Origin of the sequence: Campylobacter sp. MIT 97-5078, from assembly GCF_006864455.1 — a bacterium.
Lineage (GTDB): Bacteria > Campylobacterota > Campylobacteria > Campylobacterales > Campylobacteraceae > Campylobacter_D.
On the sequence record NZ_QHLK01000007.1, the window covers coordinates 26,417 to 40,208 of the forward strand.

The following is a 13,792-nucleotide window of genomic DNA, read 5'->3' on the forward strand; positions in this document are numbered from 1 at the left end:
CTTAGTCTCCTTTGTTTATATGTTTGTCTTTGAGGTATTTTTCAAATTCATCATCTTCTAAAACCTCATCAAAGCTTGAACTAATCTCACCTATATTTTCATAATGAGCTTTTATTTTGCGGTTTATATCCTTGATAAATTCCTTAAAATTGCTATTATTGGTTACTAAAACATCTATAGTTTCAACATCTAAGCTTTCATTTTCTCTAGCTTGGATCACAACTTCAGAATTTGCAATTTCATTTTCAAGTTTTATAAGTCCTATGCCAAAGCTAGCATTGAGCCGTCTAAGCACTACTAATACTTCGCTATCGACCTCTTCATACACGACTAAATAGCCCTCATTTGCCCAGCTTGAATTTGATACAGCTTGAAAATAGCATTCCTTAAGATTACCAAAATTTAAAGCAATTTTAAGCTCAAAGGAGTAAAGTTTATAATCTGGTCTATCAATATTTTGAAGTAATTCTAAAGTATCGTTTTTATAGCTTCCAAAAGGAAAAGATACAGCGACGATATCAGGATGATCCCATTTGTTTTTACCACTTGTATTTTTTACACTTTTTTCATGATAAATCGTCTTTGCACAAGCGTTAAATTCACTCTCATACAAAAATTTCACAAGCAAGGGGTGCAAATCTCTCTCGTTAAATTTCTCTTTTACTGGTTTTTTTATAGGGGTTTCTTGAATAAATTGTTCTGGTTTTTTGTTGTCTAATTCTGCACTTCTACTTTTAAGCCAAAATGTAGCAGGTTGTTTTGAAACGATGATAAAATCAGCTTTTTCGCCTTTGTTTTTTACATTCATATAAAGCTGTGCTGCAAGAGAATTATAAGGTGTTTTTCCCATGCTTGAAAGTCTTTTGTCTATACCTTGTTTAACCACCTCATCCCAAATTTGTAAAAAAGTAAGAGGCTGTTTTGTTTTTACTAGAATTTCTTTTGCTGCTTCTAAATAAGTCAATTTCTTTTCCATTTTATTTTCTTAAATTTTTCTCTAATTCTATCAAATTTCCAAACTTTTTCAAAGCTTACTTCCCCTTGGTTATCAGCTCAAAGGCGACAAGTTCTGGATTTTTTTCTTTTTTGCATAGTTCTAGGGTTTGAAGCATTTTTGCATAATCCCTTGGCATAATTTTAAAGAAATTCTTTGCACTAAAACGTTTAAGTATGCGTGCGGCTTTAACCGAGTTTGTGTGCTTTAAATGTTCATTTATCAAGCCTAAAAGCTCATTTTTATCATCTTTGCTTAGCTCCAAGATATCCACTAGCTCGGTATTGACAAAACCTTCATTGTGGCGTCCATATATATAAGCTATGCCTCCACTCATACCAGCGGCGAAATTTGCACCTATATCACCAAGCACGACAACGCGCCCTCCTGTCATATATTCACAACCATGCACGCCTGTGCCAAGCACGACTGCACTTGCCCCTGAATTTCTCACACAAAACCTTTCCCCTGCTATACCATCAAGATACACTTGTCCCTCAGTTGCCCCATATAAGCAAGCATTGCCAGCGATGATATTATCTTCTGCTAAGAAATTTGCTTCTTTGCTTACTTTTGCACTAATCTTGCCCCCACTTAAACCCTTGCCTAGATAATCATTTGCATCGCCTACTATGCAAAGTTCAATGCCCTTGCACAAAAACGCTCCAAAGCTGTTCCCAGCGTTGCCTATGGCTTCTATGCTAATTTGCCCTTCATTTAAGCCTTTAGCTCCATATGCTCTAGTGATCTCACTTGAAAGCATAGTTGCAAAGGTTCTACTTGAATTACTTACCTCTAAAGCAAGCTTGATCTTTTTGCCCTTTGATACAGCTTCTTTACAAAGGGGTAAAAGCACTCTATAATCTATAGTTTTTTCAAGTTTATTATCTTTAAAACCTTGAAAATGCACGGCTGTTTGATTGTAAGTTGCTAAGGATTTTAAAATGCTATCAAGATTAACTTTACTTGCTTTGCCTTGTAAATTTTTCTTTTGAAAGAGTTTATCAACCCTACCTATCATATTATCAAGCTTTTCAAAGCCAAGTTTTGCCATATATTCACGCAGTTCTTGGGCTATAAAACGCATAAAATTTTCTACCCATTCAGCTTTGCCTTTAAAACGTCCTCTAAGCTCTAAATCCTGCGTAGCTATGCCAAAAGGACAAGTGTTGAGGTGGCACACTCTCATCATCGTGCAACCAAGCACAATCAAAGGGGCGATCGCAAAGCCAAATTCCTCAGCCCCTAAAAGTGCAGCCACAGCTAAATCTCGCCCGCTCATAAGCTTACCATCTGTTTCAAGGCGAACCCGATCTCGTAACTTGTTTAAAATCAAGGTTTGATGAGTTTCAGCAAGCCCTATCTCCCAAGGAATTCCAGCATTAGCTATACTTGTTCTAGGGCTTGCTCCAGTGCCTCCATCATAACCTGAAACTAAAATGCAGTTTGCTCCAGCCTTAGCTACACCAGCTGCAACCGTCCCAATACCTGCTTCGCTAACAAGTTTAACCGAAATACTCGCTTTATCATTTGCGTTTTTAAGATCATAAATAAGTTGGGCTAAATCCTCAATCGAATAAATATCATGATGAGGAGGAGGAGAGATCAAAGAAACACCCGGTATGGAGTGACGTGCCTTAGCAATCCATGGATAAACCTTAAAGCCCATGAGCTGTCCGCCCTCTCCGGGCTTTGCACCTTGTGCGACTTTGATTTGCAGTTCTTTAGCATTGACAAGGTAGTTGATATTTACACCAAAACGCCCACTTGCAACTTGCTTGATAGCCGAACTTTTATCATCACCGTTAAGTTCTTTGATATAACGCGTTTCATCTTCACCACCTTCGCCTGAATTGCTTTTTGCTCCTAAGCGATTCATAGCTATAGCAAGGCATTCATGCACTTCTTTTGAAATAGAACCATAACTCATCGCCCCTGTTTTAAAACGTTTGACTATGTTTTCTACACTTTCAACCTTGTCTAAACTTATGGCTTCGCTGGTGTCAAAGTCCATTAAATCTCTGATCTTAATGAGTTTGTTATCAACAAGACTGGTATATTTTTTAAATCTTGCGTAGTCTTTGTTTTTACACGCTTCTTGTAGATGAAAGATAACTAAAGGATCGATGATGTGATCAGTTTTTGTGCTTCTAAAGGCATGACTTCCTTTTGAATCAAGAGCTAGATCAAAGTTCTTAAAACCCTCAGTATGCACTTTTTTTAGCTCTTCAAAAAGCTCATCAAGTCCTATGCCTTCTATTCTTGAACTTACTGAACCAAAGTATTGTTCGCAAAATTGTGAATTTAAGCCTAAACATTCAAAAATCTTTGAACCATTGTAACTTTGCAGAGTTGAAACGCCCATTTTTGAAGCGATTTTTACAATGCCAGCTGAACTTGCTTTGATGAAGTTTTGCACGCCTTTTTCATAGCTAAGCTCTAATTCGCCTTTTTTGATAAGCTCATAAATGCTCTCATACACTAAATAAGGACAAATTGCTGTTGCTCCAAAACCAAGCAAGCAAGCAAAATGATGAATTTCTCTTGGTTCAGCACTTTTAATGATGATGCTTACATGTGTGCGTAAAGACTTGCTTACTAGATAGTGATGAAGCCCTGAAACAGCAAGCAAAGAAGGGATATAAGTCTTTGTTTGACTTACGCCCTCATCACTTAAAATCACTATACAAACACCTTTTTTTATACTTTCTTCAACGCTTTTAAAAAGCTCATCTAAGGCTTGTTTGAGGCTTTTTTTATGAAAATCAAAAAGTAAAGAAAATTCAGCTACTTCAAAGTCTTTTAAATTTTTGATCTTAAAAAGCTCCTCATTGCTTATCAAAGGAAGCTGGAGTTTTGCTCTTTTGCAGTTTGAGGCACTTGTTTTGAGCAAATTGCCTTCTCTGCCAAGATAAATTCGCGTTGAAGTAACGATTTCTTCGCGGATAGCATCAAGTGGTGGATTTGTCACTTGAGCAAAAAGCTGTTTAAAATAATTAAAAAGCGGTTGAGGCTTTTCATCAAGCACAGCTAAAGGCGTATCAATACCCATTGAAGCAAGAGCTTCTTTACCTGTATTTGCCATAGTCAAAACACTTCCCATAAGCTCATCAAAACTCCAATTAAAAAGCTTTTGCAAACGCAAAATTTCAGCTGAACTTAAAAATTCGTGTTTATAGCCTTTAGAACTTAGTTCTTCTATATGCACAAGGTTTTTAAGCCATTTTTCATAAGGCTTAGCATTTGCATAATGATCCTTTAGCTCCTTATCATCAATCAATCTTCCTTGCTCAGTATCTACAAGCAAAAGCTTGCCCGGCTCTAAACGTTTTTTGGCTTTGATGTTTTTTTCATCTATTTTTAAAGCCCCTGTTTCGCTAGCTAAAATCAAAAAATCATCATTTGTTAAATAATAACGACTCGGACGAAAGCCATTTCTATCAAGGCTTGCACCCATGATCACTCCATCAGTAAAGATGATAGAAGCAGGTCCATCCCAAGGTTCCATTAAGGTAGAATGATATTCATAAAACGCCTTTTTTTTCGCATCTATGGTTTTGTTTTTATGCCAAGGCTCTGGCACCATCATCATAAAAGCTTCTTCAAGAGTGCGTCCATTGAGGCTTAAAAATTCCAAAGTATTATCAAACATAGCAGAATCGCTACTTGGTTTTGCAATGATAGGAAAAATATCGTCTAGATTCTTAAAATAATCACTTTGCATTAAACCTTCTCTAGCCCTTATACTACCGATATTTCCTTGTATGGTGTTAATCTCGCCATTATGCACCATATACCTGTTTGGGTGTGCTCTTTCCCAGTTTGGAAAGGTATTTGTTGAAAAACGTGAATGCACTAAAGCAATGGCAGATTTTAAATTCACATCTTTAAAATCAAGATAAAAATCGCTTAACTGAGTAGAAAGCAACATACCCTTATACACAAGGGTTCTTGAGCTAAAAGAACAGATATAAAATTTAGGCACATTTAAAGCTCTTTTTTCAATAATCCTTCTTGTTTCATACAGCATGCGTTCAAACTCAATTCCAGCTTTAACTTCTTTTGGACGTTTTACAAAGGCTTGTAAAAAATACGGCATAGCTTTTAAAGCAGTATGTCCTATATCACTAGGATTAACAGGCACAACTCTAAAGCCTAAAAACTCAAGATTTTTATCTTTTAAGCCTTGTAAAAATAAAGCCTTGCCCTGCTTTTTTGCTTCAGCATTTGGAGATAAAAACATTTGTGCTACAGCATAATCACCTTCTTTAGGGAGTTTAAAGCCAAGCTCTTGACTTGCAAAAAAATCATGTGGCACTTGTATAAGTATGCCAGCTCCATCGCCAGAGTTTTCCTCAGCTCCAGCTCCACCTCTGTGCTCAAGCTGCATAAGTATATCAAGAGCATTTTGAATAACTTTATATGAGGCTATACCCTTGATATTTGCAACCGCTCCTATACCACAGCAATCATGCTCAAAACGCGGATCATAAAGCCCTATCTTTTGGTTTTTCTCTAAAATATCATCGGTATTCATAGCCCTATCCTTCAAAAATTTAAATAATAAAGTAAGTATTATAGCAAATTAACTTTAAATTGAGATTATTTTTTATCTTAAAAAATACTAAAATGAAAAAAAAATGTAATAAAATAAAAATTATATTTTACTTAAAAAATAAAATAATTATGAAAAATCACTAACATAATATATAAAAACGACTTTAAATTCGATAAATTATTGAAACAGATTGCATTCAAATTGATATTTTTATTTTTTTTAAATGAATTTAAGTGCTTTAAGAATTTAAAACTCCTCCCCAAAAGGAAAGGAGCAAAAAAGATAGTCTTAAATCGCACCTTTTGGAGCAGAAAAAGCTGTAACTTCTGGTAGTGTTTTTGTAAATTTTTCTATATTTACAAGTGCTGTGTGAGCGATATTACCATTTGCGAGTTTTGAAGTTGGCAGATCAAGTGTAAGCACATTGACACTGCCATATTTGCAAAGTCCGTTTTCATCTGGATCATACCAGCCACCTTCACAAAGCCTTACCACGCCTTGCATGATGTCATCGCTTAAAACAGCTCCAGCTAAAACCTCGCCTCTTTTATTAAACACACGCACTACATCGCCGTTTTTAATACCAAGTTTTTGAGCATCTTTTTTGTTGATGAGTATAGGTTCCCTGCCATTTACAGCGTATTTTTCACGCAAAGAAGTATGGCAAAGCTGGGAGTGCAAACGATTTGCTGGGTGATTAGTGAGCAAGTGAAAAGGTGCATTTTCGTTTGCATTGCCAAGCCATTCTATAGGCTCAAACCAAGTAGGATGAGCTTTGCAATCATTATATTTATACTTTGCTATGCTTTTAGAATAAATTTCTATAAGCCCTGATTCTGTGCCAAGAGCATTTAAGATAGGATCTTCTATAAAGTCAGCAAATCTTACCCATTCCATACTTTCCATACTCGGCTCAAAAGTGATTGGCTCGTTTTTCGCCCAAAATTCCTCAAAGCTTGGCATAGGCGTTGCAAAAGCCTCGCCAAAAGCCCTTGTTTGTTTTAAAGCGCTTTCATAATACTCTTTGATGAAATCCATAGCCTTTTTGCCATTATCACTAAAAGCATTATATACAGCTTTTCCATAAACTTTACAAATATCAGCAAAAATTTCATAATCATCTTTGCTCTCATCAACAGGGGCTACCGCCTGTTTCATCGGCACGATATGCATATTTGAATAATCCCCAGCCATAGTAATATCATTTCTTTCGTAGCTTGAAGTTACAGGCATAACAATATCAGCCATTTTTGCCGTTGGTGTCCAATAAATTTCATTAACTACAACAGTGCGAGGTTTTCTCCATGCTTTAACATTGGTATTTGTATCTTGATGATGCACAAGAGGATTACCACCCACCCAATAAATAAAATCAATATCTGGATAAGTGATCTTTTCGCCATTATGATCTATAGTTTTGCCCGGATGAAGCAAAGCATCAGCTATACGTGCAAGCGGAAAAGAACGGCTTGCAGCATTTTGCAACCATTCAGCCCCACTTAAAGCTTGAGTACTTTTTGGCATAGCTTGAAATTTACCATTTTTCCAAATTCCAACCGCGCCAGCACTTATACCACCTATAACACCACCCTTACAAGTTGGCACGCCGCCACCGCTATAATGATAACTAAGCCCAAAACCACCGCCTTTTGTGCCAATTTGTCCAAGCATAGAACAAAGTGTTACAAGCATCCAGTGTGGTTGCTCACCATGTTGTGCTCTTTGCATAGCCCAACCGCTCATTATCATAGTAGGATTATCATAAAAGGTTTCAGCAAGATTTTCAATCACTTTTGGCTCAATACCACAAATTTTACTCGCCCATTGCACGCTTTTAACGACGCCATCTTCTTTGCCTTCTAAATAAGCTTTAAATTTATCAAAACCGGTAGTGTAATTTTCTAAAAACTCATAATTGACTTTCTTTGTAGCGATTAAATGACTTGCCATACCCATCATCATCGCTACATCAGTATTTGGGCGAGGAGCGATCCAATCAGCCTTTAAAAATTTAGCTGTTTCAGTGCGAATAGGATCAATAACGATGACTTTAATCTTGCTTTTTTTAAGTCTTTCAAAGTATTCTAAGCTTTTTTGTTCGTTTGCTGTCCAAGAAATTCGTAAGGTTGAAAGCGGATCAGCACCCCAAATAACGACGATCTTACTCTCACTTAAGATATTTTCCCAAGAAGTTTGTTGCTCATATACCTCAATAGAACCTACCACATAAGGCATTATAACTTGGCTAGCTCCAGTTGAATAATCCCCCGTAACGCCCACAAAACCACCTGTTACATTCATAAAGCGGTGCAAAAGTATGCGTGAGTTTTGCATATTGCCACTACTTTTCCAGCCGTAACTGCCCGCAAAAACACCTTGTGTGCCTTTTTGTTTGCGAGTTTTGGCAAGCTCTTTTGCGATAAGCTCTATAGCTTTTTCATAGCTCACTCTTATAAATTCATCTTTGCCACGAAGTTCTGGCTTAGGTTTGTCTGGATTTTCAAGGTATGATTTTCTCACATACGGAAAGCGAACGCGGGATTTGTAAATCATATCTGGAGTTTGATACCAAAGCGGATTATCCATATTTGTAAGTTTTCTCCAAGGCTCACTTTTTACTACTACACCATTTTTAAGAGTAAGTTTTAAAATACCCCAATGTGCTGCTGTGATCACTGAGCCGTTTTTTACAAGCCCTAAATTTGACTTAGAAGCTTCTACACTAGCATTTGCTAAACTTGGTAAAAAAGGTAAAGTCGCACTTAAGGTTGTTGCTGCTTTTAAAAATCTTCTTCTATCTAACATATTATTTTCCTTTTTTAAAATCTTTTGCATTCTTTTGCAAGTATTCAATCACAAGCCAGCGATCTTCTTTGTCAATGCCGGTGCGATCGGCCATTGAACGAAACACAGCAGGCCAAGCATTAGCTGTAAATTCATTTATCTTGTGTGCAGTATGGCAAATGCCGCAGTTTTCCGTATAAAGTGTGGCTGCTCGCGTAAGCATTTCTTTATCGCTTTTAGCAAAATCAGCCTTATCAGCCCACATTTGTATGCTTGCTCTGCTCCATTTGTCATTTTTACCTTTGCTTTGCTTGATGAAATGAAGCTTAGCATTCTTAGAAAACGCTACTACAATAATGCGTTGATAATCGTTAAAATACAGCACTGAAGGGGCTTTAGGATTTACAAAACCTGAAATTTCAAGCAAGAGCTTATCGCCCTCAGTTTTAACAACTCTAAAAGCATTTGTTGGCAAAAGTCTGCCAATGGCTTTAGTATCGTCTTTGTTTTGATAAAGCGAGATGACTTTATCACTGAAAAGCTCATTTTTAGCAAAACACAAAGAAAAACTTGCCAAAAGAAAGAAAATGAGTTTTTTCATTTTTGCTCCTTAAATAAATTTAAATTTTTATTATTCTATTTTAGATATAATAAATTATTTCTTAAATAAATAATAAATTTTTAAATACTTGTAAAATAGCAATTTAATATTATGCTTAATTTCGAATTTTATATTATTCTAAAGCAATACAAAATTTAACCCTATTAACTCAATGTTTGCTTAAAATTTATTATAATCCAGCTTTAAATTTACACTCAAATTTTAAGGAAAAGCTGTGAAAAAACAAACAAAAATCAGCACTAATCTTGCTTGGGCTTTAATCATACTTGGAGGTATTATTGAGTGCTTTTGGGTAAATGGTCTTAAACACGCTGATAATTTTGCTCTTTACGTCTTTACAGGACTTGGCATACTCATTTCTTTTTGCTGCACGATTTTAGCAATGAAAAAGATAGAGGTAAGTATCGCTTATGCTGTATTTGTAGGCATTGGCACGGCTGGGGTAGTTTTGGGCGAAATGCTTATCTTTAACGAACCTTTCTCATGGCTTAAAATTTCCCTTATTAGCGTGCTGATACTTAGCGTCATAGGGCTTAAGTTTATAAGTCAAGAACATGATGAAGAAAGTGTGGAAAAAATAAGCTCTGATCTTGGTTTAAACGAGCTTGAAGATGAGCTTTTAGGAAAGATAAAATGAGCTGGCTTTGTTTAATACTTGCTGGGTGTATAGAGATTCTTGGTGTGATTGCGATGAAAAAGCACATACAAAGCGGAAAAAAGATATATTTTCTTACCATTGTTATTTTATTTATGTGCTCTTTTGGCTTTTTGTCTTTGGCTATGCGTGAAATTTCAGCTGGCACAGCCTATGCGATATGGACGGGCATAGGAGCTGGTGGGGGCGTGATCGTGGGCGTGCTTTTTTTCAAAGAAAGCAAAAATGTTTTAAAACTTGTTTTTGTAGGGCTTATCTTGCTGTGTAGTGTAGGTTTAAAGCTTGTTTCTCATTAAATTTAACGCACAAAGAAAAATACAAGCACGAAGCCAAGCACAAGCAAGATCACAAAAAGCACAAAAGCAAGCTTAAAAGCATCTTTTCCAAGACTTGCAAAGCTTTTAAGATCAATTTGCAAACCCAAAGCTGCCATAGCTGCACTCAAACTCAAAACGCAAAGAATTTTAAAAAAGTCAAGCAAAAATTCAGGCAAACTCACAAAAGAATGAAAAATAATCACAGCCAAAAAAGCAAGAGCAAAATAAGGAATATGAAGTTTTCTTTTCTCCCCCTGCTCACCTTTACTAAAGCACAAAGGTAAGATCAAAAGCACAGGCACAAGTAAGATCACGCGTATCATCTTAATAATGATCGCCACAGACGCACTTTCATCACTAATACTACTTGCTGCTCCTACAACATTTGCCACTTCGTGTAAAACAAGTCCTATATAAACGCCCATTTGTGTGTCATCAAAGGGCAAAATTCCACTAAAATATAACAAAGGATATACAAACATAGATAAAAGGCCAAAAACGACCACCGAAGAGATCGCAATAACGCTTTTTTGAGCTTTACTACGAAAAGCACTTTCTAAAGCTAAAACTGCGGCTGCTCCACAAATCGCACTTCCACCACTGATTAAGATCACAAGTTCTTTATCTATCTTAAAATACCGCACGCCTATATAAATTCCAACCGCCAAAACAAATACAACAACAAATAAAGCAAGCAAAACTCCACTTATACCAACATTTACTATATCTAAAAGCAAGACATTAAAACCATATAAAATAATGCCAAATCGAAGCAATTTTTTCGCACTAAAGCTTACACCTTTATCAAAACTTGAATGCACCTTAAGATACAGAGGCGATAAAAACGCTGCCAAAACAATAGCTATAATTAAAGGCGAAAGATGCAAAGCCTCAAAAAAAGAAAGCTTGGCTAGAAAAAAGCTCATCAAAGCAAGGCAAGAAGTGAGTGCAAAGCCTTTGATAAAATTTGACATTATTTTTCCTTAAAACTGAAAATTATAGCATTTTGTGTGAAAATTCAAAACAAAATTTGCATCTATATTTTTTGAAATAACACTTTTTCATACCCAAATAAAAATTATGCAATTTTAAAATAAAATAGAAATAATTAGGTTATAATAACATAATTTTAATTCTTAAGGAAAAATAATGAAAAAAATGCTTTTTGTTTTAGCAAGTTTGCTTCTTGCAAGTTCCTTGTGGGCTGAAAAAATTAGTGTATTTGTAGCTTCTTCAGCTTCTAAGGCTATGAGTGAAGTAAGAACTGAATTTTTAAAAAAATTCCCAAAAGATGAAGTGGAGTTAATATTTGGTGCTTCTGGCAAGCATTATCAGCTTTTAAAAGAGGGGCGTGAATTTGATCTTTTCTTCTCAGCTGATGCAAAATATGCCACACAGATCGAAAAAGATGGTAACGCTATCAGCAAGCCAGCCGTGTATGCCCTAGGCGTTGTAGCTCTTTATAGTCTTGATGAAAAGTTCCTAGAAGGTGGTATACAAGCTCTTGCAAGCAAGGCAAAAGAGATCAAGCACTTAAGCATAGCCAATCCCAAAGTCGCACCTTATGGAGTAGCTGCTGAAGAGGTGCTTAAAAATTTAAAAATTTATGATACTTTTAAAGATAAAATCGTTTTAGGCGATAATATCTCTCAACCTGTTATCCATGTTGATACAGCTACTGCTGAAGTTGGTATAGTTGCTTACTCCTTGGTTTCGCCTGTGAATAATCCAAAAGGCAAAGCTGTGCTTGTTGATAATAAGCTTTTTAGCCCACTTGAGCAAAGTTTTGTAATCACAAAATACGCTAAGGGTAAAAAACTCGCCACTGAATTTTCAAATTTTGTGCTTTCTAAAGAAGGTAAGGCTATCATCAAAAAATACGGCTTTGGCACAAGATAAATGAATGTGCTTGCTGGAAAAATTCTAAGCGTTCATCACAAAGATGAAATTTCCCTTGTAAAAGTTGAACTTAAGCGAGGGGAAATTTTTAATGTTTTAATGCTTGATTTTCCTTCTTTACAAGCTAAGCTTAACTCAAACATAGAGCTACTTTTTAAAGAAGATGAGCTTATCTTAAGCCCTCAAGAAGTTCTTTTAGGCGTTGAAAATCAGCTTAGCTTAGAAATTCAAAGCTTTAAAAAAGGTGAAATTCTTACTCAATTTTTTTTTAAAGAAAATTTAAGCGCTTTGCTAAGTAATGAAGCTTCCAAACTTTTAAATTTAAACACAGCACAAAAAATTTTTGGTTATATAAAGCCTAGCGATATTATGTTAAAAGTATGAAATATGCAGATTTTAAATGCTGAGTTTTTACAAACCTTATTTTTAACCTTTAAACTTGCTTTTATCACCACTTTTTTGCTTTTTTTTATAAGTGTAGCTTTAGCTTATGCCTTAGTTTTTATCAATTTTCGTTTTAAAAGTGTGGTGCAAGTGATAGTCTCTATGCCTTTGGTGTTGCCTCCTAGTGTGCTTGGTTTTTATTTTTTAATGGCTTTTTCACCTATGAATTTTTTTGGACGTTTTTTAGATGAAACTTTTGGCGTGAAACTTGTTTTTAGCTTTGAAGGGCTGGTTATTGCTAGCATTATCTTTTCTTTGCCCTTTATGGTTTCGCCCATTCAAAGTGCTTTTTCAAGTGTGCCAAAAAACCTTATCGAGGTATCTTATACCTTAGGAAAAAGCAAATTTATCACGCTTTTAAGGGTGATTATACCAAGCTCAAAGGTGGGTATTTTTACTGGTTGCGTGTTAGCTTTTGCTCATACTATAGGAGAATTTGGCGTTGTGATGATGATAGGTGGGCACAAAAAAGGCGAAACCTTAGTAGCTAGCATAGCCATATATGATGAACTTGAGGCTTTAAATTATGCCCTAGCACACCAATACGCCTTTGTGCTTTTTGCACTTTCTTTTATCATACTTTTAAGCTTATTCTTTGTCAATAAAAAATTCACTTCTTTTTAGGCTAAAAAATGATTACAATCCATATCAAACACCCTATGAAAACAGCAAATGGCGATGAGCTTTTAGAATTTGAAAAAGAGCTAAAAGATGAGGAATTTGTATGTATATTTGGCGAAAGTGGGGCTGGAAAGACAACGATTTTACGCATTATCGCTGGGCTTATAAAGCCAGAGTTTGCATATATAAAGGTAAATAATGAACTTTGGCAAGATAGCCGCAAAAATATCTTTTTGCACCCTCAAAAAAGAAAGGTAGGCTTTGTCTTTCAAGACTATGCTTTATTTACTCACTTAAACGTAAGGGCTAATCTTGCTTTTGCTCTTAAAGGCGATCAAAAAAAGATCGACGAGCTTTTAGAGCTGATGAACTTAAAAAGCCTTGAAAAAGCCTATCCACACCAGCTTTCAGGTGGGCAGGCTCAAAGAGTAGCCCTAGCTAGAGCCCTAGCTTTTAATCCTCAAATTCTGCTTCTTGATGAACCCTTAAGTGCGCTTGATTTTAAGATGAGAGGCTTTTTGCAAGATGAACTTTTAAAGCTTTCAAGGCATTTTAAGCTCACAAGTTTATTAGTCAGTCATGATATAGGCGAAATTTACAAACTTGCTTCAAGAGTGATCAAGCTTGAACATGGAAAATGCACCCAAGATGGTAAGCCAAGCGAGCTTTTTTCACGCTCAAAACTTTCAGCCAAACTACAATTTAGTGCCAGTGTGCTTGAGATCAAAAAAGCTGATATTTTAATCATACTTACACTTTTAGTAGGACAAGAAGTTGTTAAAATCACGCTTAGTGAAACTGAATTTGAACAAAATTATGCTAAACTTAAGATCGGCGATACCCTTATCATCGCTCAAAAAGCATACAATCCCTTAATCCTCAAACTCAAGGAGTAAAA

The 13,792-nt window shown here is 35.8% G+C and carries 10 protein-coding genes and 1 pseudogene; 6 read left to right on the top strand and 5 right to left on the bottom strand.

The window, feature by feature from the left end; genetic code table 11:
- Position 1 precedes the first annotated feature (1 nt).
- The 4 genes from DMB91_RS04950 to DMB91_RS04965 form a co-directional block, all read right to left on the bottom strand.
- On the bottom strand, positions 2-976 hold the full coding sequence (locus DMB91_RS04950; protein WP_034904776.1) for an HTH domain-containing protein: 975 nt from the start codon (positions 974-976) through the stop codon (positions 2-4).
- Between the two features lie 55 nt (positions 977-1,031).
- Positions 1,032-5,531: a glutamate synthase large subunit gene (gltB, locus tag DMB91_RS04955; RefSeq protein ID WP_034904766.1), complete on the bottom strand. Its 4,500-nt coding sequence runs from the start codon at positions 5,529-5,531 to the stop codon at positions 1,032-1,034.
- Positions 5,532-5,840: 309 nt separating this feature from the next.
- Complete coding sequence (locus DMB91_RS04960) at positions 5,841-8,357, bottom strand: molybdopterin guanine dinucleotide-containing S/N-oxide reductase (RefSeq protein WP_034904764.1); 2,517 nt, start codon at positions 8,355-8,357, stop codon at positions 5,841-5,843.
- Between the two features lies 1 nt (position 8,358).
- Entirely contained in the window at positions 8,359-8,937 is a 579-nt protein-coding gene (locus DMB91_RS04965) for a cytochrome c3 family protein (RefSeq protein ID WP_034904761.1), read from the bottom strand.
- A gap of 235 nt (positions 8,938-9,172) precedes the next feature.
- Between DMB91_RS04965 and DMB91_RS04970 the strand changes: the two are divergent.
- Both DMB91_RS04970 and DMB91_RS04975 read left to right on the top strand, forming a co-directional pair.
- A pseudogene (locus tag DMB91_RS04970) lies at positions 9,173-9,511 on the top strand (DMT family transporter); the annotation flags it as partial.
- An 80-nt stretch (positions 9,512-9,591) separates the two neighbouring features.
- A complete protein-coding gene (locus DMB91_RS04975) occupies positions 9,592-9,909 on the top strand; it encodes a DMT family transporter (RefSeq protein WP_034904756.1) in 318 nt (105 codons plus the stop codon).
- A 2-nt stretch (positions 9,910-9,911) separates the two neighbouring features.
- Here the strand turns inward: DMB91_RS04975 and DMB91_RS04980 are convergent, their stop codons facing one another.
- Positions 9,912-10,904, bottom strand: coding sequence for a YeiH family protein (locus tag DMB91_RS04980; RefSeq protein ID WP_034904754.1), 993 nt, complete (start codon positions 10,902-10,904; stop codon positions 9,912-9,914).
- Positions 10,905-11,079: 175 nt separating this feature from the next.
- Between DMB91_RS04980 and modA the strand changes: the two genes are divergently transcribed.
- Genes modA through DMB91_RS05000 form a run of 4 tightly spaced genes read left to right on the top strand, consistent with a single transcriptional unit; the run spans position 11,080 to position 13,790 of the window.
- The gene (gene modA, locus DMB91_RS04985; protein ID WP_034904752.1) at positions 11,080-11,829 is read left to right on the top strand and encodes a molybdate ABC transporter substrate-binding protein; all 750 of its coding nucleotides are present in this window, start codon (positions 11,080-11,082) and stop codon (positions 11,827-11,829) included.
- Positions 11,830-12,213 carry a hypothetical protein gene (locus DMB91_RS04990; protein ID WP_034904749.1) on the top strand — a complete coding sequence of 128 codons (384 nt, stop codon included), beginning with the start codon at positions 11,830-11,832 and terminating at the stop codon, positions 12,211-12,213.
- A 3-nt stretch (positions 12,214-12,216) separates the two neighbouring features.
- On the top strand, positions 12,217-12,897 hold the full coding sequence (gene modB, locus DMB91_RS04995; protein ID WP_034904747.1) for a molybdate ABC transporter permease subunit: 681 nt from the start codon (positions 12,217-12,219) through the stop codon (positions 12,895-12,897).
- An 8-nt stretch (positions 12,898-12,905) separates the two neighbouring features.
- A complete protein-coding gene (locus tag DMB91_RS05000) occupies positions 12,906-13,790 on the top strand; it encodes a sulfate/molybdate ABC transporter ATP-binding protein (RefSeq protein WP_034904742.1) in 885 nt (294 codons plus the stop codon).
- Positions 13,791-13,792: the final 2 nt, after the last annotated feature.